We start from the raw sequence: 23776 nt of genomic DNA, 5'->3' as shown, positions 1-23776 counted from the left end.
CCATCGAACGGGCAGGAAGGCAGCGGAGCAGAGCCATGATTGTCGTCTTTGGATCCATCAACCTCGACATGATCTTCGCGATGGATGATCTGCCGGGTGCCGGCCAGACCCTGCTGGCGCGATCGCTGGAGCTGCATCCCGGCGGCAAGGGGGCGAATCAGGCGGTCGCCGCCGCCCGTGACGGCGCCGCCGTGACGATGGCCGGGGCGGTCGGCGGCGATGGGCTCAAGGAGACCGCGCTGAGCGGCCTGCGCGGCGCCGGCATCGACCTGTCCCGCGTGGCCGTGACGGACCGGGCGACCGGCACCGCCGCCGTCTGCACCGACGCGGCGGGCCGCAACCAGATCGTCGTCGCCGGCGGGGCCAATCTGCAGGCGCGCGCCGATCAGGTGGAGGACACGCTGCTGCCGCTCGGCACCACCCTGCTGGTGCAGATGGAGTCCGATCCCGCCGAGACCGCGGCTCTGATCCTGCGCGCCCGGCGGCTGGGGGCGCGGGTGATCCTGAACCTCGCCCCGGCGGCGCCGTTGCCGTTGCCGGTGCTGAAGTCCGTCGACATCCTGGTGGTGAACGAGGACGAGGCGGCGTGGCTGGGCACCCATCTGGGATGCGGCGGCGACGCACCGTCGCTGCACCGCCTGCTGGGCGGCACGGTGATCCGCACCCTGGGCGGCGACGGCGTCGAATGGTCGTCGGCCGACGGGATTGGGCATCAGCCGGCCCCCGCCGTCGCCGTGCGCGACACCACCGGGGCAGGGGATTGCTTCGTCGGCGTGCTGGCGGCCCAGCTCGACCGCGGCCGGCCGCTCGCCGCCGCCATCCGCCGCGCCGCCTGCGCCGCTTCTCTGTCCTGCACGCGGGCCGGCGGACAGGCCAGCCTGCCGGCCGCGGCGGAAACCGACGCGGCACTCGGCGGGCTGGCAATGGCCTGACGGCCCGATCGGCGCCCCCGGCGGACGCACTTCATTTCCTTGCTTTTGCCCCTTTCCCGATTGGAACGAGTCATCCATGGCGCAGCGCATTGACGGCATCATCCCGGTGATGCTGACCCCCTTCACCGATGCAGGCGAGATCGACTATCCGGGCCTGGACCGGCTGATCGACTGGTATCTGGACAACGGCGCCGACGCCCTGTTCGCCGTCTGCCAATCCAGCGAGATGCAGTTCCTGTCGCTGGAGGAACGGGTGCAGCTGGCGAAGGCGGTCGTGGCGAAGGTCGCCGGCCGGGTGCCGGTGGTGGTGTCCGGCCACATCAGCGACGACCTCGACGCCCAGGTCGAGGAGCTGACGGCGATGGCCGCCACGGGCGGCGACGCGCTGGTGCTGGTGACCAACCACCTCGACCCGAAGAACGAGGGGACCGAGGCGTTCCGCCGCCATCTGTCCCATCTGCTGGAGCGGCTGCCGCGCGACATCCCGCTGGGGCTGTACGAATGCCCGGCGCCCTACCGCCGGCTGCTGAGCGACGAGGAACTGCGGCTGTGCATCGACAGCGGCCGCTTCGTCCTGCTGAAGGACGTCAGCTGCGATTTGGCCACGGTCGAACGCCGGCTGGCGATCGCCGAAGGCTCCGGCCTCGCCATCATCAACGCCAACGCCGCCATCGCGCGCGACGCCATGCGGGCGGGATCGCCGGGATTCACCGGCGTCTTCACCAACATCCACCCCGACCTCTACCGCTGGATGCGGCTGTCGGGCGACCGTCACCCGGAGCTGGCGGACGAGCTGGCGACCTTCCTGGTGGTGGCCGCCGTGTCCGAAGGCCTGGGCTATCCGGCCTTCGCCAAGATGTACCACCAGCGCCTCGGCACCTTCGGGTCGATCCGCTGCCGCGTGATCCAATACGACGTGCGCGAACGCTTCTGGGCGCTCGACGCGGTGCTCGACAAGGTCGTCGCCGGCACCGACGCCTTCCGCGCCAAGATCGCGGCCCTGCCGGCCGAATGAGCGGCCCGGCGGGGAAGGGTGGACGAAAAAAGCCATAGGGAGGAACGGATGGGCCGCTTCATCGACGGGTATGTCTTCATTCTGAAGGTCGCGATCGTGGCCTGTCTGGCCGGCATGCTGGTGCTGGTCTTCGGCAACGTCGTGCTGCGCTACGGCTTCAATAGCGGCATCACGGTGTCCGAGGAGCTGTCGCGCCTGCTCTTCGTCTGGATGACCTTCATGGGGGCGGTGGTGGCGCTGCACAAGCATGGCCATCTCGGCATGGACAGCCTGGTCGCCCTGCTGCCCAGGACCGGGCGGCTCGTCTGCTTCTGCGCCAGCCATCTGCTGATGATCTACGCGACCGTCCTGCTGCTCGGCGGCAGCTGGGACCAGACCGTCATCAACCTGTCGGTGACGGCCCCGGCGACCGGCCTGTCGATGGGCTTCTTCTATGGTGCCGGCGTGGTGTTCGCCGTGCTGGCCTTGGCGATCCTGGTGGTCAACCTCGTCCGCGCGGTGACCGGCCGCCTCGGTGACAACGAGCTGATCATGGTGACGGAGTCCGAGGAGACGGTCGACGCCGCCCATTCCCCCTCCGGCCGTCCCGCCTGATCCCCGAAAGCCCGAGCGCCAAGGAACGTTCCATGACCGTCACCGTCTTTCTCGGCTCATTGCTGGGGGCCATGGCCATCGGCACGCCGATCGCCTTCGCGCTGCTGCTGTGCGGCGTGGCGCTGATGTTCCACCTCGACCTGTTCGACGCCCAGATCGTCGCGCAGAACGTCGTCAACGGCGCCGACAGCTTCCCGCTGGTCGCCGTGCCCTTCTTCATGCTGGCCGGCGAGGTGATGAATGCCGGCGGCCTGTCGCGCCGCATCGTCGCCGTGGCGATGGCGCTGGTCGGCCATATCCGCGGCGGGCTCGGCTATGTCGCCATCCTCGCCTCCTGCATCCTGGCCAGCCTGTCCGGCTCGGCGGTGGCCGATGCCGCCGCCCTGTCGGCCCTGCTGGTGCCGATGATGGTGCGGGCCGGCCATGACAAGGCGCGGTCCTGCGGGCTGATCGCCGCCGGCGGCATCATCGCGCCGGTCATTCCGCCCAGCGTCGGCTTCATCCTGTTTGGCGTCGCGGCCAACGTGTCGATCACCAAGCTGTTCCTGGCCGGCATCGTGCCGGGCCTGATGCTGGGGCTGGGGCTGGTCGCCGCCTGGTGGCTGGTGGTCCGCCAGGAGAGCCTGACCCCGCCGCCGCGCGCGACGAAGGGGGAGGTCGCAGCGGCGGTGAAGGACGGCTTCTGGGCGCTGATGCTGCCGGGGATCATCATCTTCGGCCTGAAGTTCGGCATCTTCACCCCGACCGAGGCTGCGGTCGTGGCGGCGGTCTATGCGCTGTTCGTCGCCACGGTGGTCTATCGCGAACTGAAGCTGTCGCAGCTCTTCGACCTGTTCGCCTCGGCGGCGACCACCACCGCGGTGGTGATGTTCCTGGTCGCCGCCGCCATGGTATCGGCCTGGATGATCACCATCGCCAACCTGCCGGCCCAGGTCGCCGACATGCTGGAACCCTTCATGGGCAATCCGACGCTGCTGATGGCCGCCATCATGGTGCTGGTGGTGATCGTGGGAACGGCGATGGACATGACTCCGACCATCCTGATCCTGACGCCGGTGCTGATGCCGGTGATCAAGCAGGCGGGCATCGATCCCGTCTATTTCGGCGTGCTGTTCATCATCAACAACGCCATCGGCCTGATCACCCCGCCGGTCGGCACCGTGCTGAACGTGGTGGCCGGCGTTTCCAGGATCAGCATGGGCAGCCTGATGCGCGGCGTCTGGCCCTTCATGGCCGCCCAACTGCTGGTGCTGGTCCTGCTGGTGCTGTTCCCGTCACTGGTCCTGGTTCCGGCCCGCTGGTTCGCCGGCTGAAAATACGGACCCACACCGGTGGTCGCCGATCGCGACCGCCGGTGTGGGGGCTGCCAGAAGCATATGCATGAAGCCGCGTGCAACTCGGACCATCATGCGATGTCGCATAAATTTCAATATTTCCATAACTGATGTTATGCGTTTTCAACCTGTATGCGGGGTGGGTTCTATTCTGAAGTGCAACTTTCTTGTAAGCACAGGGGTTTACGGGTGGTGAGCGCTGATGGGTGAGCAGTATTCGCAGATCGATTTTGCCGAGCGGCGCCATATACAGGACATGCACGACGCCAAGATGCCGGTGACGGCAATCGCTGCGGCTCTGGGTCGTCACCGCTCGACCATCCACCGGGAACTCCGGTGAGACGGTGTCTCACGAGACGATCTACCGCTTCATCTATGGCCCGGAAGGCAAAACCCTCAATCTCTACGCACTTTTTAGCCGTCGCCCGGCGTCGGCGTCGCAAGCGCATGGGTCCCAAACCACGCAGCAGTCCGATTCCCGCCGCGCGCTCGATCGCCAATCAGTCAGGCCGAGGTGGAGACCCGGCAGAGCTTCGGGCAATGGGAATGTGACTTGGTGATCTTCAGCCCTCAGTTTGGCGAGTCCAACATCACGTCTCTTCAGGAGTGTCAGAGCCGTTATCACATCCTTATTGCCAATGCGGCGGTATTTGCCTCTGGGCGTTCCGGTAGCGGAGCGCAATGGCTCGGCACTTTCCGCCCTTGCGAAGCGGCTCAACGATACGCCACGCCGCTGCCTTGACTACAGCACCCCAGCCGAAGTCTTTGCAGCCAATCTGACGGCTTCCAAGACGGGGCAGTAGATACCGGCAATGGCCGGACCATGTGAGAGGCCGAGAAACCAGCAGGTCTCCCCTGCCCCGTCGCTCGCACCGGTGGGTCCACAGGCTTGATCCGCCCTCGCGATGGAGGCGCGCGGATCAAGCCTGTGGACTACCGGCACGAACTCTCATCCCCTGCGCCAATGGCTAAGAAGCAGGCCGCCAGATCAACAAAAGCGTGTCGTCGCACTTCAGCTTGACTCCGCCGCGCGTGGTCTTCATGAGCGGCCGAGCATGGACGACAGTTCGGCGGCCGCCGTCCTGACGGAGGCGATGCACCGTTCGAGAATGCCGTCGGGCAAGCGTGTTGCCGGTGCGCTGATGAGAATGGATGCGTCCGCGAGTCCGTCCGGTCCCAGAATGGGAGCGCTCACGGAGACGAGGTCTCGCGTCACTTCGCCCCGGCTCACGCAATAGCCATTGGAGCGGATTTCCTCGAGCTGCGCCATCACAACCGATGCGTCCGTGCTGGTGTTGTCGGTCAGGGCCGGCAGTGGCCGTGACAGGATTTCGCCCCGAAGCAGCGGGGGCGCAAAGGCCAGCAGCAGCTTGCCCGATCCGGCGTGAAGGGGGCGACGCCGGTTGAGCGTCGTATGGACCCGCAATTCGCGCTGCGGCTCCCAGAACGCGACGCAAAGGCTTTGGTCGCCTTCCCGGATGCGAAGCTGCGCGGTCTCGTTGAACTCCCTTCCGAGGCGCTCCAGGATGGGTTGGCCAAGTTGCACGAGATCCACTTGTTCCATCGCCGCCCGTCCGATCAGCGCGGCGGCGTAACCGAGTTTGTAGACACGGGTCTGGGGGGTGCAGGTCACGAGCCCGCGCATCTCGAGCGTGCGCAACAGCCGCAGGACCCGCGCCTTGCTTTCCCCGCTGCGTCGCGCGACCTCCGACAAGCCCAGGCCCGGTTCCGACGCAATGAGGAGCAGCAGGGCCGCCGCTTTGTCCACCGCGTCGACGAAATAGCGGCTCTCACTGGTTTCGCTCAATCGATCAGCCCCCAATTCGCCCGGCCGGCTAACGACCGAAGGCCTGTCTACCGCGCAGACGCCAAAAGCGAAACCCCCAAATCGGTTCACTAGATGAACCAGTGGATCGGCTATATTGACACGTACAAAAAAGGTCTTATGGTGACGTCCGATCGCCCGTGGGGAGGCGAGGCATAGCCAGAGGACTTGCTATGATGACCTTGGATCGCCGGCAGATGCTGGCCGCAACGCTCGGGGCTTTCGCGACCATGCCGCTGATCGCGCGACCTGGGCTTGCCCAGGACGCCCGAGCACTTCGCGTGGGTCTCGGCGCCCCCAACACCAGCATCGACCCGCACGCGGCCAACAACGTGCCGAACAACGCGGTCAACGCGCACATCTTCGAGTCTCTCGTCGTCAACGATCCGGCCTCCAAGCCCGTGCCGGGACTGGCGGCGTCCTGGCGGCCGATCGACGACACGCGCTGGGAGTTCAAGCTCCATGAGGGCATCACCTTCTCGGACGGCTCGCCCCTGACGCTGGAGGATATTCAGGTCTCCGTGCAGCGCGCGACCGATCTGCCGAGCCCGTCCTCCTTCCGCAACTACACGCGCACCATCAAGTCGGTCTCGTCGGGCGATGCACCCAACAGCATCATCATCGAGACCAAGGCTCCCGACCCGATCCTGCCGAACTCGCTGACGCGCCTTCGCATCATCCGCGCGAAGTTCAAGGACGCATCGTCCGCCGACTTCAACTCCGGCAAGGCGGCCATCGGCACCGGCCCCTACCTTCTCGACAGCTTCACCAACGGCAGCCAGACGCTTCTCAAGCGCAACGACGCCTATTGGGGCGGGAAGGCGCCCTGGGCCACCGTCGCCCTGCGCGTCCTCACGGATGACGGCGCGCGGGTCGCCGGGCTCCTGGCCGGCGATCTCGACCTCATCGACGCAGTTCCCACCGAAGGCGAGCGCCTGATCAAAGGCAAAGACGGCCTGCATCTCGTGACCGGCGTTTCCAGCCGTTTCGTCTATATGGCGATGGACCAGGAACGCGACGTCACTCCATTCGTCACAGGCCATGACGGCCGCCCGCTGACGAAGAACCCGTTCAAGGACGAGCGGGTCCGTCAGGCCATCGGCATGGCGATCAACCGCGATGCCATCGTCGAGCGCATCATGGGCGGCAACGCGCTGGTGGCCACTCAATTCCTGCCGAAGGGCGGGTTCGGCACGTCGGATGCGATCGCGGGGCCGACCTACGATCCGGCCAAGGCCAAGGCGCTGCTGGCGGAAGCGGGCTATCCCAACGGCTTCAAGCTGACGCTGCACGGTCCGAACGACCGCTATGTGAACGACGCCAAGATCGTCCAGGCGGTGGCCCAGATGCTGGCGCGCATCGGCATCTCCTCGACCGTGGAGGTTCTGCCCTGGTCGGTCTATTCCGGCCGGGTGAGCGCTGCCGAATTCAGCTGCATGCTGGGGGCCTGGGGCGTCAACACCGGCGAGACGTCCAATCCTTTGGTCGCGCTCAGCGTGACCTACGACAAGAAAGCCGGCACCGGCTCGAGCAATTACGGCCGCTACTCCAATCCGCGCCTCGACGCGTTGGTCAAGGAGGCCACGAGCACGCTCGACGACGCCAAGCGGGCTTCGCTCCTCGGCGAAGCGAGCGAGATCGTCTTCAACGGGCACGCTCTGATCCCGCTTCATCACGAGGGGGTCAGTTGGGGCGCCAAGCGGTCGGTCGAATACACCGCGCGCGCCGACCAGTACACGATGGCGCTCGCGGCCACGCCGCGCGCCTGACGCCCGCCCGCTCCCCTTCTCCCCTCTCCGCACCTTCACCCCGCCGCCGCCGCCCCGCCGCGGGGGCCGCTGCCGCGCGGCCCGATGTCAAAGACCCAAGGACGAAACCACATGAAGAACGCGATGATCGTCGCTCCCCAACCCGAAGCCGTCGAGGCCGGGGCGATGGTTCTGGAGCGCGGCGGCAACGCCATCGACGCCGCGATCGCCTGCGCCTTCGTGCAAGGGGTGGTGGACCCCCAGATGTGCGGCATCGGCGGCTTCGGCTCGATGCAGGTCTACATGCCCTCGCGCGGCGTGCATGAGATCGTGGAGTTCTATGGCAAGGCCTCGCTGTCGGCGAGGGAGGACATGTGGACGTCGAAGCTCGTCGGCCAGTCGCGCGACGGTTTCGCCTATCTTCTCGACGGCAACATCAACGAGATCGGCTATCTTGCCGCCTGCACGCCGGGCAGCGTCAAGGGCTACGACCACGTCCTCGGCCGCTTCGGCACGATGGACTGGAGCGACGTCATCGCGCCGGCGCTCGACCAGGCCCGGCGGGGTTTCATGGTGCGACCGCATGTTCACTGGTACTGGTCGCTGGACCAGAAGAGCTCGGGTCAGATCAACACGGTCGACAAGCTGCGCTACAGCCGCACGGGCCGGGAGATCTATTTCCGGCCTGACGGCAGCCTGAAGCGGCCGGGCGACATCGTCACCAATCCCGATCTCGCCAACACGCTGGAACGCCTGATGCGCGGCGGCGCCGATCTCTTCTACACCGGCGAGATCGCCGAGGAGATCGCCGACGACATGGTGCGCAACGGCGGCCTGATCTCGCGCGAGGATCTGGCCGCCTACTCCCTGTCGTCCACCGAGCCGCTGCGGGGGGACTACCGGGGCTACCGGATCGCCACCAGCCCGCCGCCGGGAAGCGGCATGTCGATGCTTCAACTCCTGAACATCCTGGAGAACTTCGACATCGCCGGCATGGGGCATGGCTCGACCGAGCATGTGCGCCATCTCGCCGAGGCGATGAAGCGCATGACGATCGACAAGGACCGCTACATGGGCGACCCCGCCTATGTCGAGGTGCCGGTCGAGCGCCTCACGTCCAAGGCCTATGCTCGCGAATTGGCCGATTCCATCCGGGCCGGCGAGCGGGCGAGCGTCACCCGCCTCGACAGTTCCTCGCGCGACACGACCCATGTCTCGGTGATCGACGCTCAAGGCAATGTCGTGGCGCTGACCCATTCGCTCGGCAGTCCCTCGGGCGCGATCAGCGACGGCCTCGGCTTCATGTACAACGGGCTGATGAGCCGTTTCGACCCGCGTCCCGGCCGCGCCGGCTCCATTGCGCCCGGCAAGCGTCGCCCGAGTTCGGCCGCGCCCACGATCGTGTTCAAGGGCGAGGACCCTTTCATCGTCATCGGAGCGCCGGGTGGCAGCTACATCGCCCCGGCCGTGGCGCAGGGTATCATGAACGTGATCGACTTCGACATGTCGATGCTGGAAGCCGTCAGCGCACCGCGCGTCGTCGCCGTATCCAACGCGATCGACGTGTCGAACCGCATCACCCGACGCGTCACCGACGCGCTGGAGGCCGACGGGTACGACGTGAAGCGGTCCTGGCAGAGCTATCCCTTCGCGGCTCTTCACGGCATCCGCATCGACGAGGGGCGCTGCACCGGCGGGGCGGACCCCCAGCGCGACGGCATGGCCCTGTCCGTTCCCGCGCCGGTGGCGTGATCGCAGACGCGGGTCGGCGCCGCCTGCCCGCATCTCCCCTGCCTCATTCCCGTCAGGAGGCCTTCGATGATCCTGTGGCTCTTGAAACGGCTCCTTCAAGCCGTTCTGGTGATGGTCGCGATGTCGATCATCGTTTTCGTCGGCCTCAACGTGATCGGCAACCCGGTCGACATCCTCATCTCGCCCGACGCCGATCAGGCGGAGCGGCTGCGCGTGATCGCCGAACTCGGCCTCGACCAACCCCTGGTCTGGCAATATGTGGAGTTCCTCAAGGCGGCGCTCCAAGGCGACCTCGGCAACAGCTACGTCTTCAACCAGCCGGCGCTCCAGGTCATCCTTCAGCGGATGCCCGCCACGCTGGAGCTTGCGGTGATCGCGGTCGGCTTCGCCACGCTGGTCGGCCTGCCGCTCGGCCTCTATGCCGGCCTGCGCTCGCAATCCTGGCTCGCCAAGTTTCTGATGGCGGGCAGCATCCTCGGCTTCTCCTTGCCCACCTTCTGGATCGGCCTCATGCTGATCATGGTGTTCGCGGTGCAGCTCGGCTGGCTGCCCTCCGGTGGGCGAGGCGAAACGGCCTCGCTCTTCGGCCTGCAATGGTCGTTCCTGACGGCGGACGGCTGGCGCCATCTCCTGCTTCCGGCCCTCAACCTCTCGCTTTTCAAGATGGCGCTCATCATGCGCCTGACACGGGCGGGCGTGCGCGAGGTGCTGCCGCAGGACTACATCCGCTACGCCCGGGCGCGCGGGCTCACCGAGCAGCGAGTCATCAGCCTGCATGTCCTCAAGAACATCATGATCCCGATCGTCACCGTGATCGGCATCGAATTCGGCTCGGTGATCGCCTTCTCGGTGGTGACCGAGACGATCTTCGCTTGGCCCGGCATGGGCAAGCTCATCATCGACAGCATCAACGTCCTCGACCGGCCGATCATCGTCGCCTACCTCCTGCTGATCGTGGTCGTGTTCGTCTGGATCAATTTCGCGGTCGACGTGGTCTATACGCTCCTCGATCCGCGCGTTCGCCTCGGCCAGAAGGGAAGCGCCCGATGACCCCGGTTCCGGACCAGCCGCCGACACCGACTGCCGGCCCGATCGGCGGCCCAATCGGCGGCGCGACGCGGGGGCCCTGGGTCCGGGTCGCCCGCGACTTCGCCCGCTCCCCGCTCGCCATGACGGCCCTTGTCGTGCTCGCTCTCGTGGTGCTGGCCGCCGTCTTCGCGCCGCTCCTGACGCCGCAGAACCCCTACGACCTCATGCAGCTCGACATCATGGACGGGATGCTGGAGCCGGGCTCCCCGTCGGCGGCCGGGGGCTACACCTATCTCCTGGGCACCGACGACCAGGGGCGCGACCTCTTCTCGGCCATCCTCTACGGCCTGCGCATCTCGCTCAGCGTCGGCGTCGTGTCGGCCCTGGTGGCGGCCCTTGTGGGAGCCTCGCTCGGACTCTTCGCCGCCTATGTCGGCGGGCGGACCGAGACGGCGATCATGCGCATCGTCGATCTCCAGCTCTCCTTTCCCTCGATCCTCGTGGCGCTGATGATCCTCGCCTTCCTCGGCAAGGGCGTCCAGAACGTGGTGCTCGCGCTCATCATCGTGGAATGGGCCAGCTATGCGCGCACGGCGCGCGGCACCGCGCTGGTGGAGAGCCGGCGCGAATACATCCAGGCGGCGGACTGCCTCGGCGTTCCCATGCGCCGGATCATCTTCCGCCACCTCCTGCCCAACTGCCTGCCGCCGCTGATCGTCATGGGCACGATCCAGGTCGGACGCGCGATCTCTCTCGAAGCGACCCTGTCGTTCCTGGGCTTGGGCGTTCCCGTCACCGAGCCGAGCCTCGGGCTCCTGATCTCCAACGGCTACCAGTACCTTCTGTCCGGGCAATACTGGTTGTCCTTCTATCCCGGCATCGCCCTCCTCGTGACCATCGTCGCGATCAACCTTGTGGGCGACCAGTTCCGCGACGTGTTCAATCCGAAAGGCCGTGGCTGATGGTTCAGGCGAAAGCGCAGCGCGATTCCTCGCCCCTTCTTGCCGTGCGGAATCTCAGAACCTCGTTCCAGGTGGAAGGGCGTTGGACGCGCGTCCTCAACGACGTGTCCTTCGAGATCGGCAACAGGCAGACCCTGGCCGTGGTCGGCGAATCCGGCTCGGGCAAGAGCGTCACGGCCATGTCGATCATGCGCCTCCTGCCGCCGGCCACGAGCCGGATCGAGGGCGAGGTCCTGTTCGGCGGGCGCGACCTCCTCAAGCTGCCGTCCGAGGAGATGCGGCGCATCCGTGGCGGCGACATCGCCATGATCTTCCAGGAAACGAGCCTCAATCCGGTCTATACGATCGGCTTCCACATGGTGGAAACGCTGCGCCAGCACCGCAACCTCTCGGCCGCCGAGGCGCGGCGCGAGGCGGTGGCGCTTCTCGACAAGGTGCGCATTCCCTCTGCCGCCAGCCGCCTCGACGATTACGCCCATCAGTTCTCGGGCGGCATGCGCCAGCGCGTCATGATCGCCATCGCGCTTGCCTGCAACCCCAAGCTCCTGATCGCCGACGAACCGACCACCGCGCTGGACGTGACGATTCAGGCGCAGATCCTTCAGACGCTGCGCGACCTCCAGGCCGAGGAGGAAATGTCGATCCTCTTCATCACTCACGACATGGGCGTCGTCGCCGAAATGTCGGACCGCACGATCGTGATGTATCACGGCGATGCGGTGGAAGAGGGCGAGACCCGGCAGATTTTCGCCGCGCCCAGGGCACCCTACACCCGAAGCCTCCTGGCGGCCGTGCCGCGTCTTGGCGAAATGGCCGAAAGCCCCGGACCTTCGCGCTTTCCCGTGATCGACCGCGCCACCGGCGCGGTTGTCGCGCCCGCCGCGTCAGGGTCCGTGCCGGACGGGAGCGCTCCGATCATCCTCCAGGTCGAGGATCTGGTGACGCGCTTCGACATTCACGGTGGAGCGCTCGGCGGGCTGACGGGACGCGTTCACGCGGTCGAGAAGGTGTCCTTCGACATTCGCGAAGGCGAAACGCTGTCGCTGGTCGGCGAGTCGGGCTGCGGCAAGTCCACCACGGGCCGGACCATCATGGGGCTGACGTCCCCGAACAGCGGCTCGGTACGCATGGAGGGGCGGGAGGTCGGCTCGCTCGGGCGCCGGGAGCTGCGCATGACGCGGCGACGGATGCAGATGATTTTCCAGGACCCCGTATCCAGTCTGAACGCCCGGATGACCGTCGGCACGGCGATCGCCGAGCCCTTTCTCGTCCACAAGCTCGGCGGCAAGGCGCAGGCGCGCGATAAGGTCGCCGATCTCTTGGAAAGGGTCGGGCTCAGACCCGACATGGCCAACCGTTACCCGCACGAGTTCTCCGGCGGGCAGCGCCAGCGCATCAGCCTGGCCCGCGCTCTGATCCTCGATCCCAAGCTTATCATCGCCGACGAATCCGTTTCCGCCCTCGACGTCTCGGTCAAGGCACAGGTTATCAACCTGATGCTGGACCTCCAGTCCCAGCTCAAGCTCTCCTACCTCTTCATCTCGCACGACATGGCAGTGGTGGAGCGCGTCAGCCACCGGGTGGCGGTGATGTATCTGGGCGAGATCGTGGAGATCGGTGCGCGCGCGGCGATCTTCGGCAATCCGCAGCACCCCTATACGCGAAAGCTCCTGTCAGCCGTCCCGGTCGCCGATCCCTATCAACGCGGCCAACGCAGGATCGAGGTCAGCGAGCTCAAGAGCCCCGTGCGGGCGGTCGATTTCGTCCCGCCGAACCGCGAGTACCGGGAAGTTTCGGCAGGTCACTGGGTTCAGCTCGCTGACAACTGATCGTGGTGGCAGGTCGACCATGAGGAAACCGCTCGGCGGCTATCCGACATCGCTTTACATCGGGTCATTGAACGGCGACGACTGGGCTCCCGTCACCAACCCCGTGCAACGGATGAAGCAAGAAGATGTGCTATCTCATACCGTCGCTTGCGGGCTGGCTCGGGGATGGTTTCTTCTTCCGTGAAGGCGTGATTCACTGCCGCACCCTACGACCGGGAGGCTGCGATGGCGCATGGGTTGGCAGCCAGAACGGGCGTTCGAACCCCTTGGAAGACCATTGCCCGCAGTCGATGTCGCGCCTCTCGCGCCGGCTCGCCCTGTCATGGCAGAAGGCGCGGCCCGTGCGTCCCCTGCGCAGCGCCAAAGCGGCGGAAGCTTTCGCAAAGGGGGCCTCGCAAGGGCGTAGAGACCGCCCGTGCGACTGACACGGACACTCAAGTCAAGCTGTGGTTCAAGGGCGAGGCGAGGATCTGGCCGAAGGGGCACCGGACCAACCGTTCGACGCCACTCAAAGGGACGCTCGTGCCGCGCCGCGATCCACGATAACCTCCGGTTATGAACATCCGGCAACTCGAAGCCTTCAAGGCCATCGTCGAACTCGGAAGCTTCACGCGGGCGGCCGAAAAGCTGCATCTGTCCCAGCCTGCGGTGAGCAAGCTGATCCTGCTGCTCGAGCGCTCCTGCGGCTTCTCCCTGTTCCATCGGCAGAAGAACGGCGTCATTCCGACCGCCGAAGGCGAGATGCTGTATTCCGAGGTCGAACGGGTCTTTCTCGGCGTCGATTCGGTGTCGGCACGGGCCCGCGCCATCCGGCAGTTCGACTATGGCGAGATCGAGATCGTCGCCTTTCCGTCGCTCGCGACCCGTGTCCTGCCGCCGATCCTGGCGGACTTCCTGCGGTCGAAGCCCGGACTGCGGGTGACGCTGTCGAGCCGCAATTCCTGGCTTCTCGTCGACCGGGTCGCCTCGCAGGGGGTCGATGTCGGCTTCGGCATGGTCGCCTCCGAGCGTCCCGGCGTCCGCTTCGACAGGCTGTGCTCGATGGACGCGGTCTGCGTCCTGCCGGCCGGCCACAGGCTGGCCGGTCGCGCGGTGATCGAAGCCGAGGATCTGCACGGCGAGCGCTTCGTCGCGATGGCCGAGGAGGACCGGGCCCAGCTCAAGGTCGATCAGGCCTTTTCCGAATGCGGCGCCGCGCGCGACATCGTCCTGAAGGCGCAGCTGACCGAAGCCTGTTGCTCCTTCGTGGGCGCCGGAGTCGGCGTCGCCGTCGTGGACCCGTTGAGCACGGTCGATTTCGTCCCGTCCCAGCTTGTCGTGCGCCCCTTCCGGCCGCGGGTGACCTACGACATCTGGGTCGTCACGCCGAGCTTCCGCGCCATCTCGCTGGGCTCGCAAGCCCTGATCGCGCATGTCCGCAGCCGGCTGACGGTCAGGATCGCGGAGCTTGCGAAGGTGATCGGCACGCCGGAATAGGGCTGCGGCAGGCATATCCCCTGGTTATGGCTGAGCCGCCATAAGCGATTTGACCCGACCGCCGCCCAAGCCCTCAATTCCAGCGGAGCAACCGGATCGCCGGCAGGAGCGCAACGCCTGCCCGATCCCCCGTCCGTTGACGATGCGAGGTGGATGATGGCCGCGATTACAGTGCTCACCCCGACGGGGACGCTAGGATACGGTTTCGGCGACGACGCTTTGGCCCGCGGCATGTCGTTGGGACCGGCCGTCATCGCGGTGGACGCCGGGTCGACCGATCCGGGACCGCATTACCTCGGCTCCGGCAAGCCGCTGGTGTCGGACGTCAGCATCAAGCGGGAACTGACCGCGCTCATCCGCGCCGGCCGCGCGGCCGGAATCCCGGTCATCGTCGGCAGCGTCGGCGGTGCCGGGTCGGGCGTCCAGGTCGAGCGGACGGCCCGGCTGGTTCGCGAGATCGCCCGGGAGCAGGGCCTGAACTTCAGGCTCGCGACCATCCGCTCGGACATCCCGATCGAACGGGCCGAACGGGCCGTCGCGGCGGGCGAGATCGTCGATTTCGAAGCCGGCGCCCCCCTGACCAAGGAGCTTCTGGACGAGACCGTGACGCTGGTCGCGCAGATGGGGCACGAGCCGATCTGCGCGGCGCTCGACGGCGGCGCCGAGGTGATCATCGCCGGCCGGGCCTGCGACGATTCGGTGATCGCCGCCTTCCCGATCTGGCGCGGGGCCGATCCGGCGCTGGCGATCCATATGGGAAAGATCCTCGAATGCGGCGCCTTCTCGGCCGAGCCCTTCGCCATGGATGTGATGCTGGGCACGGTGGAGGAGGACAGCTTCCTGCTGGAGCCCGGCAGCACGGCGCGGCGCGCCTCGGTCAAGTCCGTCGCCGCCCATTCACTGTACGAACGCGAGAACCCCTTCAAGCAATCCGGCCCCGGCCACGAGATCGATCTGTCCGGCTGCTCGTTCGAGCAGGTCGGGGAACGTCAGGTCCGGGTGCGCGGCGCCACGCTGACGGAAACGGCCGATTACTACGTGAAGCTCGAAGGGGCCAGGCTTGCCGGCTACCGCTCCATCGCCATCGCCGGCATCCGCTGCCCGACCACGATCCGGGCGCTCGATGCGATCCTGGACGATGTCCGCCGGAAGGCCCTGGACTACTTCGCCCCGGCACCGATCGCCGTGGCCTTCCACGTCTACGGTGGCAACGGCGTGATGAAGGAACTGGAGCCGGACACGACGCCCCAGCGCGAAATCGGCCTCGTGATCGAGGTGACGGCCGCCGACCAGGAACTGGCCCATGCAGCGTGCCACCAGATCAGCGGCGCCATGCTGCACTACCATTACCCCGGCATCATCAACACGTCGGGCAACCTCGCCTTTCCCTATTCCCCCTCGGATCTCGACCTGGGGCCGGTCTACGAGTTCAGCGCCTACCACCTGATGAAGGTCGACACCCCGACCGAGTTGTTCCCCGTCCGCTACGAGGATCTGTGAAGATGACCACGCGCCCCCTCAAGGATCTGGCCGACATCGTCCGCAGCAAGAACGCGGGCCCCTACCGGATCACCTTCGACATCCTGTTCAAGGACAAGGACCGCTACGAGGCCGTCCGCGCGACCGGCGCGATCAGCGCGGAGTCGGTCGCCAGGGCCTACGGCATCGATGTCTCGCAGGTGTCGTCCTTCTTCGAGATCGACATGGCCAACGCGATCAAGATCACCATCAGGCGCCCGCGCGCCCAGGGTTCGTCCGGGGATGGCGACATGTACGGCTGCCAGCACCATGTCCCGCTGATGCTCATCGCCGTGCCGGTGGGCTGACCGCCGCCGATTGTTCGCCGTGATGGAGGGGGCCGAACTCTGTTTCGAACGCAGCGCCCGTCCGGCGTCGTAAGCCAGCCCATTCCGGTGGGAATGAGGGTCCGCTACCGGTCCGGCGCGGTCTCCTCCAGTAGCCGGTCCCGGACCGCGACCAGCGGGGGTACAGGTCGCGGTCCCCGGGGCGGAAGAGGTCGTAGTACCGCCGAACGAGTGGGCGCCAGGGCGGCGGTCAGGTCGCGGAGAGGGTCGTGGCGAACACGTCCAGCCGCTCCAGCGTGAACGCGACGAAGCTGTCGACCAGATTGAACGAGCGCGCCGCCTTCGGCCGGATCAGCCAGATGTCGAACTCGACGGCAGGCTCGAACCGGCGGACGGCGATGCGCGCGTCCTCGTTGTTGAAGGCGCTGATCGGATCGACCACGGCGACGCCGGCCTTGGCCGCGACGAAGGAAAAGGCGGTCTCCGACTGGCCGGCCTCGATCCGGCTGCGCCGCGCCACCTTCAACTCGTCGAACACCCGGTCGATCATGAAGCGCGAGTGATCCTGCGGACCGAGCGAGACGAAGTCCTCGTCCGCGAGGTCGTGGGCGTGGATGGTGTGACGCTCGGCCAGAGGATGCCCGGCCGGCAGGATGCAGACCCCGCGCAGGCGGTGCAGATGCGTGCTGACCACCTCGGGGCGGTCGCCCGGCAGGATGCTCAGGCCGAAATCCACGTGCTGGGCGGCAACGGCGTCGATCAGGCTGCGCGAGCGCATGCTTTCCAGACGGAAACGCATGTCGGGATGCGCCTCGCAGAAGCTCCACACGATCTCGGGCAGCACACGCCGGGCAATGGCCGGAAAGGCGCCGACGCTGACGGATCCCCAGTTCTGGTCGCGCAGCGCCGTCGCCACCCGTGCGATCTGGCCGACGCCGATGAACATGCGCTGAACCTCGTTGTAGAGCGCTTCGGCCTCGCGGGTCGGCGTGATCTTGCTGCCCTGGCGGTTGAACAAGCGGAAGCCGCAGCTCCGTTCGAATTGCGCGATCAGCTGGCTGACGGCGGGTTGCGAGATGCTCAGCCGCTCCCCCGCACGCGTCACGCTGCCGCTTGCCATGACTGCCTGGAAGGCCTCGATCTGTCGGACGTTCATCGCACTCGACCATAAGATCAGCTTATTGTCAGGGGCAAATTATCTATTATGACATTATGAAAGACAACGCGATCATAGGCTCCGAAGCGCCGGTCCCATCGATTTTTCGTGCGCTCAAGCAAAAGGGGATCTTCATGACGCCTCGTTTCGCCAAGCCGCTTGCCCTCCTCTCCCTGCTGACGACCAGCCTCGTCTTTTGCGCCGAGGCACAGGCCGATCAGCTCGACCGCGTGAAACAGCGCGGCAAGCTGATCGCCGGCATCCGCAACGATTACGTGCCCTTCGGCTTCCTCGACCAGAAGGGCGAACTGACCGGCTTCGAGGTCGATCTCGCGCGGGCCGTCGCCAAGGACCTGTTCGGCTCGGAGACCGCGATCGAGCTGGTGCCGGTCGTCGCCTCGAACCGCATCGAGTTGCTGAACGCCGGGCGCATCGACGTGATCTTCGCGACGCTGGGCAAAACGGCCGAGCGCGAGAAGATCATCGACTACACGACCGAATACTATCTGATGGCCGGGATGGTGCTGCTGACGCCGAAGAGCGCGGAGTACAAATCCTGGGAGGATGTCAAGGGCCGCAAGCTCTGCGGCAGCCAGGGCAACGTCTACAACCGGACCCTGATCGAGAAATACGGCGCCGATCTGGTCCTGTTCACCGGAACCTCGGAGATCTACAAGGCCTTCCAGGACAACAGATGCGATGCCATCGCCTATGACGGCCCGAACCTTCACATGAAGGTGGCCGAGGAGGGCTGGAGCGACAAGTACAAGATCGCGCTCGACACCTTCGACTACATCCCCATCGGCGGCGGCGTCCGCAAGAACGAACCCGCGTTCCTGAATGCCGTGAACAAGGCCATCATCCGCGCCGAAGCGGCGGGCCTGATGGCCGAGGGCGAGAAGAAGTACAAGCTCGGCGTCAGCGACTACGTGACCAAGCGCGCCGCCGACGCGAAGGTGAAGGCCGCCGCGGCGAATTGAGCCGCGCAGGGCGGCCGGGTCATCCGGCTGATCGGAAAGAAACCATGCACAAGATCGAGGTCACGTCGCGGCGGGCGCCACGGGTCGTGGAGCGGGCCCTGTGCCTGAACGACTTCGAACCGATGGCGGAACGGAAGCTGCCGCGGGCGATCTTCAAATACGTCTCCGGCCACGCCGAGGACGGCGCGACGCATCGTAGGAACCTGCAAAGCTTCGCCGAACGGTCCTTCATCCCGAACGTCCTCGTCGACGTCTCCCGGACCGACGCGTCGACGCGCGTCTTCGGCGTCGATTACGCCGGCCCGTTCGGCATCGCGCCGATGGGCTTCAGCCGGCTGGTGGCGCCGGACTGCGACGTGCTCTTCGCCCAGGAGGCGGCGCGGGCGAAGCTTCCATTCATCCTGAGCGGGGCCTCGCTGACCCGGCTGGAGGAGGTGCGCCAAGCCGGTGCGACCAGCTGGTTCCAGGCCTACATTCCCGGCGACGAGGCGCGCATCCTTCCGCTGGTCGAGCGGGTGGAGCGCGCCGGCTTCGACACGCTGGTGGTGACCGTCGACACGGCGGTGCATGGCCAGCACGAGCTCGCCGCGCGCCACGGCTTCCGCTCGCCGGTGCGGCCGACCGCCGATCTTGCCTGGCAGGGGATGACGCGGCCGGTCTGGCTGTGGCGCGTGCTTCTGCGCAGCCTGCTGACGCGCAACGCGCCGCATTTCGAGAACATGGACGCGGAGCGGGGGCCGCCGGTGTTCTCCCGGACGCTCGTCCGCGACATCGGCCTGCGGTCGAGCCTGTCCTGGACGCACATCGAACGGCTTCGGCAGCGCTGGAACGGTACGCTCGTTCTCAAGGGGGTCATGTCCGCTGCGGACGCGCGGATGGCCGAAAAGATCGGGGTCGACGGCGTCATCGTCTCCAACCACGGCGGCCGGCAGATCGACTGCGCCCAAGGCGCGCTCGACCTGCTGGAGCGCATCGCCGATCAGGTCGACCGCTTGACCGTGATGTTCGATGGCGGCGTCCGGCGTGGCAGCGACGTCCTGAAGGCGGTGAAGCTCGGTGCCCGGCTCGTCTTCGTCGGGCGGCCGTTCCTGCTGGCGGCGGCGGCCGGCGACCGGGTCGGCGTGGAGCACGCCCTGTCCCTGATGAAGGACGAAATCACCCGGACCATGGCGCTGCTGGGCATCAACCGGCTCGCCGAGTTCGACGCGGTTCCCCTCATCCGTGACGGTCGGGGCTGAACGCATGCGGAAACCCGTCAAACGCCAGACCATGGGGACGCCGGCATGACGCTCGATTTCAGCTGGCTGCTCGATCCACTCTATCAGACGTGGTTGCTGCGCGGCATCGGCACGACGATCCTGCTCAGCCTGCTGGGCATGGTCCTGATGTTCGTCATCGGCATCGTCGGCGCCGCCCTTCTTCACCTGAAGGTGCGCTTCCTGCAATCGCCGGTCACGATCTTCGTCGAACTGTTCCGCAACACGCCGCCGCTCGTCCAGCTGTTCTTCCTGTACTTCATGCTGTCGGAGATCGGTCTGACGCTCACCGATCCGGTAACGGGCGGGCGCATTCCGTTGTTCACCGGCTTCACCTGCGTGGTGCTCTCGCTCGGCCTCTACAACGGCGCGATCGCCGTCGAGATCATCCGGTCGGGCCTGCTCGCCGTGCCCGCCCAGACCGTCGAGGGCGCCCGTTCGCTGGGATATTCCCGGCTGCAGACCTTCCGCCACGTGGAACTGCCCATCGGCCTCAGGATGAGCATCCCGCCCATGACCAGCAACATCGTCAGCCTGATCAAGACTTCGTCCCAGGCCGTGCTCGTGGCCGTGGCCGACATCATGTACGGCGCGACGCAGATCATGCTGGAAACCTTCCGCAACCTGGAGGTCATGCTGCTGATCTGGGTCATCTACCTCGCGATCGCCAGCCTCGCCGTGCTGGTGGTGCGCCGGATCGCCGCCGCCTTCCGCATCCCCGGCTACGGATCGTGACGGCCATGAATGCGGAACTCAAACTTTTCGCGCTGGGCACCGTCGGGGTCACCTTCGTCCTCGCGGCGCTTCTCGTCACCGTCTACGGCGCGGAGACCGGACGCGTCCTCCAGGCGCTCGCCATGCGGACGCCGCTGCTTCTCAGCGGCTCCCCGGACTTCAGCCGGTTCGAGGGCGGCTTCGCCGCCAACATCGTCATCAGCGTCTGGGCGATGATGATCGCCGCCGTCGCCGGCACCGCGCTCGGCATCGGGATGATCTCGCAATCCGTCCTGGTCCGGGCTCCGTCGGTCCTGCTCATGAACGTGCTCAGGAACTCGCCCTGGCTCGTCGTGCTCTACGCGATGCTCTATCTGCTGCCGTTCGAGATCGAGGCCTTCGGGACGATCTTCTCGTTCTCGCCGGTGATCAAGGCGATCATCGGGCTGGCGCTGCCGGTGACGGCCAACATCGCCGAGGTGTTTCGCGGCGGCGTGGAGGCGGTTCCGACCGGCCAATGGGAATCGGCCCGCTCGCTGGGCTATCGCCGGCTGCAGATCCTGCGCCGCGTGGTGGTGCCCCAGGCGATCCAGTTCATGACCCCGAACCTGATGACGACCTACGCGATGCTGTTCATCGGCACCAGCCTGGTCGTGGTGACGGGCGCCAACGACATCCTCTCGGTCGCCCGCACCGTCATCGCCAGCGACGGCGCGCATTACGCGACGGCGATCTACCTCTACGTCCTGTTCCTCTTCTTCCTCTTCTGCTTCCCGATCGCCATCCTGACGCGTTGGCTGGAGCAACGGGTGCGAGTTCGCCAATGACCCATCACCGGCATTCCCAGCAATCCGCCCCGCTCATCGAGATGCGGGACGTCCACAAATCCTTCGGCGCCAACGCGGTCCTCAACGGCGTGTCGCTGTCCGTCCGCGACGGCGGCGTGGTGTGCATCATCGGGCCGTCCGGCTCGGGCAAATCGACGATCCTGCGCTGCATCAACGGCCTGATGTCGATCGACCGGGGCACGATCCGCGTCGGCTCCTTCGCGGTCGAGACGCTGAAGAGCGACAAGGCGCTGGTGCCGCTGCGCCATCAGGTCGCCATGGTCTTCCAGCAGTACAACCTCTTCCCCCATCGCACGGTGCTGCAGAACCTGACCATGGCGCCGGTGCAGGTGCTGGGCGAGAAACCGGCCGCCGTGCGCGAGCGGGCGCTCGCCCTGCTCGCCAAGGTCCGGCTGACGGGAAAGCAGGATGCCTATCCCGGCGAACTGTCCGGCGGCCAGCAGCAGCGCGTCGCCATCGCCCGCGCGCTCGCCATGCAGCCCAATGTCATCCTGTTCGACGAGGTGACCGCCGCGCTCGACCCCGAGATGGTCAGCGAGGTCCTGAACGTCATCCGCGATCTGGCGCGCGAGGGCATGACCTGCGTGCTGGTCACCCACGAGATGCGCTTCGCCCAGGAGGTCGCGGACGAGGTGTTCTTCACCGACCGCGGCGTGATCGTCGAGCATGGCCCGCCCGGCACGCTCTTCCAGAATCCCACCGACCCACGGCTGAAAGCCTTTCTCGAAAAGGTCCTCTGACGGCCCTGTCCTCAAGGAAACCCCATGACCCACCCTCTCAAGGTCCTGGTCCCCGACGTTCATCTCCGCGACCTCGACGTCGAGCGCGGCGTGTCGGGAGACCGGCTCGACTACCTCGTGTTCGACGAAACCGACCCGGCGGCCATCCCGGACGAGGCCTGGCGCTCCTGCGACGCGATCCTGGTCTGGCACCGCATGCGAATCACGCCGGAGGTCGTCGCCAAGCTCGACAAATGCCGCCTGATCGTCCGGGTCGGCGTCGGGTTCGACAATGTCGACGGCGCGGCATGCCGGTCGCGCGGCATTCCGGTCTGCAACGTGCCCAATTACGGCACGTCGGAGGTCGCCGACCACGCCTTGGCCATGCTGCTGCACCTCGTCCGCGGGCTCGGCTCCTACGAGAAGCGGCTGAGGGCGGATCTCGCTGCCGGCTTCCTGGCGGAGAACGTTCCCGTGGTGCGCCGGATCCGGGGGGCCACCTTCGGCGCGGTCGGCATGGGGCGCATCGGCACCGCGATCATGCGCCGGGCCGCCGCCTTCGACATGACGGTGATCTACGTCGATCCCTATCTCCCGGAGGGCCACGAACTCGGCCTTGGGATCGAGCGGGTCAAGACCCTGCCGGAACTGCTGTCCCGCTCCGACGTGGTCAGCCTGCACGTGCCCCTGTCCGAACGGACCCGCAACATCATCGGCAAGCCGGAACTGGCGCTGATGAAGCCCGGCGGCATCCTGCTCAACATCGCGCGCGGCGGCCTCGTCGACGTGGACGCGGTCCACGACGCGCTGAAGAGCGGGCATCTCGCCGCCGCCGGTCTCGACGTGCTGCCCAAGGAACCGCCCATGCCGCCGCCGCCGCTGATCGCGGCGTGGCAGGCGGAGGAGGCTTGGCTTGCCGGGCGTCTCGTCCTGACGCCGCACGCCGCCTTCTATTCCGAGGCCGGTTATCGCGACATGCGCGTTTTCTCCGCCGAGATCCTGCTCGACTTCCTGTTCGAGGGACGGCTGCGGAACAACGTCAACCCGGGCTGGGACGCGAAGGCTTCCTGAAGCCGCCGGACCCCGCCCTCCATCATCAGGAACGAGCCATGGCCTTCCAGCAGCACGACACCCAGTTCCGGGTCCTGAGCGACGAGGAACTCGACGCTTGGCGGGCGATCCCGCCGGCGGTCGCCTCCGACTGCATGAACCGCACCCAGGTGATGAACGCCGCGATCAAGCCGATCACGGATGGTCAGATCCTGTGCGGCCAAGCCCGGACGGTCACGACCATGGTCGGGGATTGCGGCCCGATCTGCGCGCTCATCAGCAACGCCCGGCCCGGGGAGATCGTGATGGTCGATGCCGGCGGTGTCGAGGACACGGCGGTCTGGGGCGGCGTCATGGCGGAGGAGGCCATCCATCGCCGGTTGGGCGGCGCCGTCATCGACGGCGCCGTCCGCGACGTCGCGGACATGCGCAAGGCCGGTTTCACGATGTTCTGCCGGTCGGTCGTGCCGCGTGGGCCGCATCACGGCTTCGGCGGCATCATCGACGGGACGATTTCGGTGGCGGGGGTCCCGGTGCGCTCCGGCGACATCGTGCTGGGCAACGACGACGGCGTGGTCGTCGTCCCCCTGGAGCAGGCCGCCACGGTGCTGGCCGCCGCACAAGCCCACCTGCTCAAGGAGGAAGGCTGGATCCGGGACATCCGGGCCGGCGTGCCGATTCCAACGATGTTCGAGATGCCGAGCGCCAAATGACGCAGCCGCGCCAAGCCGCTCTCATTGGCACCGCTCCCG

At 66.7% G+C, this 23776-nt stretch carries 21 protein-coding genes and 1 pseudogene; 20 read left to right on the top strand and 2 right to left on the bottom strand.

What is annotated here, in order from left to right; genetic code table 11:
* Positions 1–35 precede the first annotated feature (35 nt).
* From JHL17_RS33110 to JHL17_RS33090, 5 genes and pseudogenes are all read left to right on the top strand, one after another.
* Entirely contained in the window at positions 36–932 is an 897-nt protein-coding gene (locus tag JHL17_RS33110) for a ribokinase (RefSeq protein ID WP_200198909.1), read from the top strand.
* Positions 933–1008: 76 nt separating this feature from the next.
* Positions 1009–1947 carry a dihydrodipicolinate synthase family protein gene (locus tag JHL17_RS33105; RefSeq protein ID WP_200198908.1) on the top strand — a complete coding sequence of 313 codons (939 nt, stop codon included), beginning with the start codon at positions 1009–1011 and terminating at the stop codon, positions 1945–1947.
* A gap of 48 nt (positions 1948–1995) precedes the next feature.
* Positions 1996–2541, top strand: coding sequence for a TRAP transporter small permease (locus tag JHL17_RS33100; RefSeq protein WP_200198907.1), 546 nt, complete (start codon positions 1996–1998; stop codon positions 2539–2541).
* Between the two features lie 32 nt (positions 2542–2573).
* Positions 2574–3854 (top strand): TRAP transporter large permease subunit, encoded by a 1281-nt coding sequence (locus tag JHL17_RS33095; RefSeq protein ID WP_200198906.1) that lies wholly within the window; start codon positions 2574–2576, stop codon positions 3852–3854.
* 223 nt (positions 3855–4077) lie between these two features.
* Positions 4078–4847 (top strand): annotated as a pseudogene (locus tag JHL17_RS33090) (transposase).
* 67 nt (positions 4848–4914) lie between these two features.
* On the opposite strand, the gene JHL17_RS33085 reads toward JHL17_RS33090, so the two are convergent.
* The gene (locus JHL17_RS33085; protein ID WP_200198905.1) at positions 4915–5682 is read right to left on the bottom strand and encodes an IclR family transcriptional regulator; all 768 of its coding nucleotides are present in this window, start codon (positions 5680–5682) and stop codon (positions 4915–4917) included.
* A 191-nt stretch (positions 5683–5873) separates the two neighbouring features.
* Here JHL17_RS33085 and JHL17_RS33080 point away from each other — a divergent pair, with 191 nt between their 5' ends.
* The 8 genes from JHL17_RS33080 to JHL17_RS33045 all read left to right on the top strand — a co-directional run bounded on the left by JHL17_RS33080 (position 5874) and on the right by JHL17_RS33045 (position 16322).
* Positions 5874–7469, top strand: a complete 1596-nt coding sequence (locus JHL17_RS33080) for an ABC transporter substrate-binding protein (protein WP_200198904.1) — start codon at positions 5874–5876, stop codon at positions 7467–7469.
* A gap of 111 nt (positions 7470–7580) precedes the next feature.
* Positions 7581–9200 (top strand): gamma-glutamyltransferase, encoded by a 1620-nt coding sequence (gene ggt, locus JHL17_RS33075; RefSeq protein ID WP_247893990.1) that lies wholly within the window; start codon positions 7581–7583, stop codon positions 9198–9200.
* A 66-nt stretch (positions 9201–9266) separates the two neighbouring features.
* Positions 9267–10250, top strand: a complete 984-nt coding sequence (locus JHL17_RS33070; protein ID WP_200198903.1) for an ABC transporter permease — start codon at positions 9267–9269, stop codon at positions 10248–10250.
* On the top strand, positions 10247–11191 hold the full coding sequence (locus JHL17_RS33065) for an ABC transporter permease (RefSeq protein WP_200198902.1): 945 nt from the start codon (positions 10247–10249) through the stop codon (positions 11189–11191). Before JHL17_RS33070 ends, JHL17_RS33065 begins: the two co-directional genes overlap by 4 nt.
* Positions 11191–13020 (top strand): ABC transporter ATP-binding protein, encoded by a 1830-nt coding sequence (locus tag JHL17_RS33060; RefSeq protein ID WP_200198901.1) that lies wholly within the window; start codon positions 11191–11193, stop codon positions 13018–13020. The genes JHL17_RS33065 and JHL17_RS33060 overlap by 1 nt, the downstream gene beginning before the upstream one ends.
* Positions 13021–13575: 555 nt before the next feature.
* Complete coding sequence (locus tag JHL17_RS33055; RefSeq protein WP_200198900.1) at positions 13576–14496, top strand: LysR substrate-binding domain-containing protein; 921 nt, start codon at positions 13576–13578, stop codon at positions 14494–14496.
* Between the two features lie 153 nt (positions 14497–14649).
* Positions 14650–15996 carry an acyclic terpene utilization AtuA family protein gene (locus JHL17_RS33050; RefSeq protein ID WP_200198899.1) on the top strand — a complete coding sequence of 449 codons (1347 nt, stop codon included), beginning with the start codon at positions 14650–14652 and terminating at the stop codon, positions 15994–15996.
* A 2-nt stretch (positions 15997–15998) separates the two neighbouring features.
* On the top strand, positions 15999–16322 hold the full coding sequence (locus JHL17_RS33045; RefSeq protein ID WP_200198898.1) for a DUF4387 domain-containing protein: 324 nt from the start codon (positions 15999–16001) through the stop codon (positions 16320–16322).
* Positions 16323–16551: 229 nt separating this feature from the next.
* On the opposite strand, the gene JHL17_RS33040 is transcribed toward JHL17_RS33045, so the two are convergent.
* Positions 16552–17457 carry a LysR substrate-binding domain-containing protein gene (locus JHL17_RS33040; RefSeq protein ID WP_200198897.1) on the bottom strand — a complete coding sequence of 302 codons (906 nt, stop codon included), beginning with the start codon at positions 17455–17457 and terminating at the stop codon, positions 16552–16554.
* Positions 17458–17591: 134 nt separating this feature from the next.
* Between JHL17_RS33040 and JHL17_RS33035 the strand changes: the two genes are divergently transcribed.
* From JHL17_RS33035 to JHL17_RS33005, 7 genes are read left to right on the top strand one after another with little or no spacing between them, the layout of a single operon-like run.
* Entirely contained in the window at positions 17592–18437 is an 846-nt protein-coding gene (locus tag JHL17_RS33035) for a transporter substrate-binding domain-containing protein (RefSeq protein WP_200198896.1), read from the top strand.
* A 44-nt stretch (positions 18438–18481) separates the two neighbouring features.
* The gene (locus JHL17_RS33030) at positions 18482–19675 is read left to right on the top strand and encodes an alpha-hydroxy acid oxidase (protein WP_200198895.1); all 1194 of its coding nucleotides are present in this window, start codon (positions 18482–18484) and stop codon (positions 19673–19675) included.
* A gap of 45 nt (positions 19676–19720) precedes the next feature.
* Positions 19721–20428, top strand: a complete 708-nt coding sequence (locus JHL17_RS33025) for an amino acid ABC transporter permease (protein WP_200198894.1) — start codon at positions 19721–19723, stop codon at positions 20426–20428.
* Between the two features lie 5 nt (positions 20429–20433).
* Positions 20434–21234, top strand: coding sequence for an amino acid ABC transporter permease (locus JHL17_RS33020; protein WP_200198893.1), 801 nt, complete (start codon positions 20434–20436; stop codon positions 21232–21234).
* Positions 21231–21995: an amino acid ABC transporter ATP-binding protein gene (locus JHL17_RS33015; protein WP_200198892.1), complete on the top strand. Its 765-nt coding sequence runs from the start codon at positions 21231–21233 to the stop codon at positions 21993–21995. The genes JHL17_RS33020 and JHL17_RS33015 overlap by 4 nt, the downstream gene beginning before the upstream one ends.
* Positions 21996–22019: 24 nt before the next feature.
* Positions 22020–23045, top strand: coding sequence for a C-terminal binding protein (locus JHL17_RS33010; protein ID WP_200198891.1), 1026 nt, complete (start codon positions 22020–22022; stop codon positions 23043–23045).
* Positions 23046–23083: 38 nt separating this feature from the next.
* Positions 23084–23737: an RraA family protein gene (locus JHL17_RS33005; RefSeq protein ID WP_200198890.1), complete on the top strand. Its 654-nt coding sequence runs from the start codon at positions 23084–23086 to the stop codon at positions 23735–23737.
* Positions 23738–23776 lie beyond the last annotated feature (39 nt).

This window comes from Azospirillum endophyticum (assembly GCF_016595245.1).
Taxonomy (GTDB): Bacteria; Pseudomonadota; Alphaproteobacteria; order Azospirillales; family Azospirillaceae; genus Azospirillum; species Azospirillum endophyticum.
This window is presented reverse-complemented; position numbering and strand designations above follow the sequence as displayed.

What these genes read in the sequence shown, in the direction of transcription:
- JHL17_RS33105 (WP_200198908.1), top strand. Translation starts at nt 1,009, where the DNA reads ATGGCGCAGCGCATTGACGGCATCATCCCGGTGATGCTGACCCCCTTC.
- JHL17_RS33005 (WP_200198890.1), top strand. Translation starts at nt 23,084, where the DNA reads ATGGCCTTCCAGCAGCACGACACCCAGTTCCGGGTCCTGAGCGACGAG.
- JHL17_RS33110 (WP_200198909.1), top strand. Translation starts at nt 36, where the DNA reads ATGATTGTCGTCTTTGGATCCATCAACCTCGACATGATCTTCGCGATG.
- JHL17_RS33060 (WP_200198901.1), top strand. Translation starts at nt 11,191, where the DNA reads ATGGTTCAGGCGAAAGCGCAGCGCGATTCCTCGCCCCTTCTTGCCGTG.
- JHL17_RS33065 (WP_200198902.1), top strand. Translation starts at nt 10,247, where the DNA reads ATGACCCCGGTTCCGGACCAGCCGCCGACACCGACTGCCGGCCCGATC.
- JHL17_RS33010 (WP_200198891.1), top strand. Translation starts at nt 22,020, where the DNA reads ATGACCCACCCTCTCAAGGTCCTGGTCCCCGACGTTCATCTCCGCGAC.
- JHL17_RS33050 (WP_200198899.1), top strand. Translation starts at nt 14,650, where the DNA reads ATGATGGCCGCGATTACAGTGCTCACCCCGACGGGGACGCTAGGATAC.
- JHL17_RS33035 (WP_200198896.1), top strand. Translation starts at nt 17,592, where the DNA reads ATGACGCCTCGTTTCGCCAAGCCGCTTGCCCTCCTCTCCCTGCTGACG.
- ggt (WP_247893990.1), top strand. Translation starts at nt 7,581, where the DNA reads ATGAAGAACGCGATGATCGTCGCTCCCCAACCCGAAGCCGTCGAGGCC.
- JHL17_RS33055 (WP_200198900.1), top strand. Translation starts at nt 13,576, where the DNA reads ATGAACATCCGGCAACTCGAAGCCTTCAAGGCCATCGTCGAACTCGGA.
- JHL17_RS33070 (WP_200198903.1), top strand. Translation starts at nt 9,267, where the DNA reads ATGATCCTGTGGCTCTTGAAACGGCTCCTTCAAGCCGTTCTGGTGATG.
- JHL17_RS33080 (WP_200198904.1), top strand. Translation starts at nt 5,874, where the DNA reads ATGATGACCTTGGATCGCCGGCAGATGCTGGCCGCAACGCTCGGGGCT.
- JHL17_RS33095 (WP_200198906.1), top strand. Translation starts at nt 2,574, where the DNA reads ATGACCGTCACCGTCTTTCTCGGCTCATTGCTGGGGGCCATGGCCATC.
- JHL17_RS33025 (WP_200198894.1), top strand. Translation starts at nt 19,721, where the DNA reads ATGACGCTCGATTTCAGCTGGCTGCTCGATCCACTCTATCAGACGTGG.
- JHL17_RS33020 (WP_200198893.1), top strand. Translation starts at nt 20,434, where the DNA reads ATGAATGCGGAACTCAAACTTTTCGCGCTGGGCACCGTCGGGGTCACC.
- JHL17_RS33100 (WP_200198907.1), top strand. Translation starts at nt 1,996, where the DNA reads ATGGGCCGCTTCATCGACGGGTATGTCTTCATTCTGAAGGTCGCGATC.
- JHL17_RS33015 (WP_200198892.1), top strand. Translation starts at nt 21,231, where the DNA reads ATGACCCATCACCGGCATTCCCAGCAATCCGCCCCGCTCATCGAGATG.
- JHL17_RS33045 (WP_200198898.1), top strand. Translation starts at nt 15,999, where the DNA reads ATGACCACGCGCCCCCTCAAGGATCTGGCCGACATCGTCCGCAGCAAG.
- JHL17_RS33040 (WP_200198897.1), bottom strand. Translation starts at nt 17,457, where the DNA reads ATGAACGTCCGACAGATCGAGGCCTTCCAGGCAGTCATGGCAAGCGGC.
- JHL17_RS33030 (WP_200198895.1), top strand. Translation starts at nt 18,482, where the DNA reads ATGCACAAGATCGAGGTCACGTCGCGGCGGGCGCCACGGGTCGTGGAG.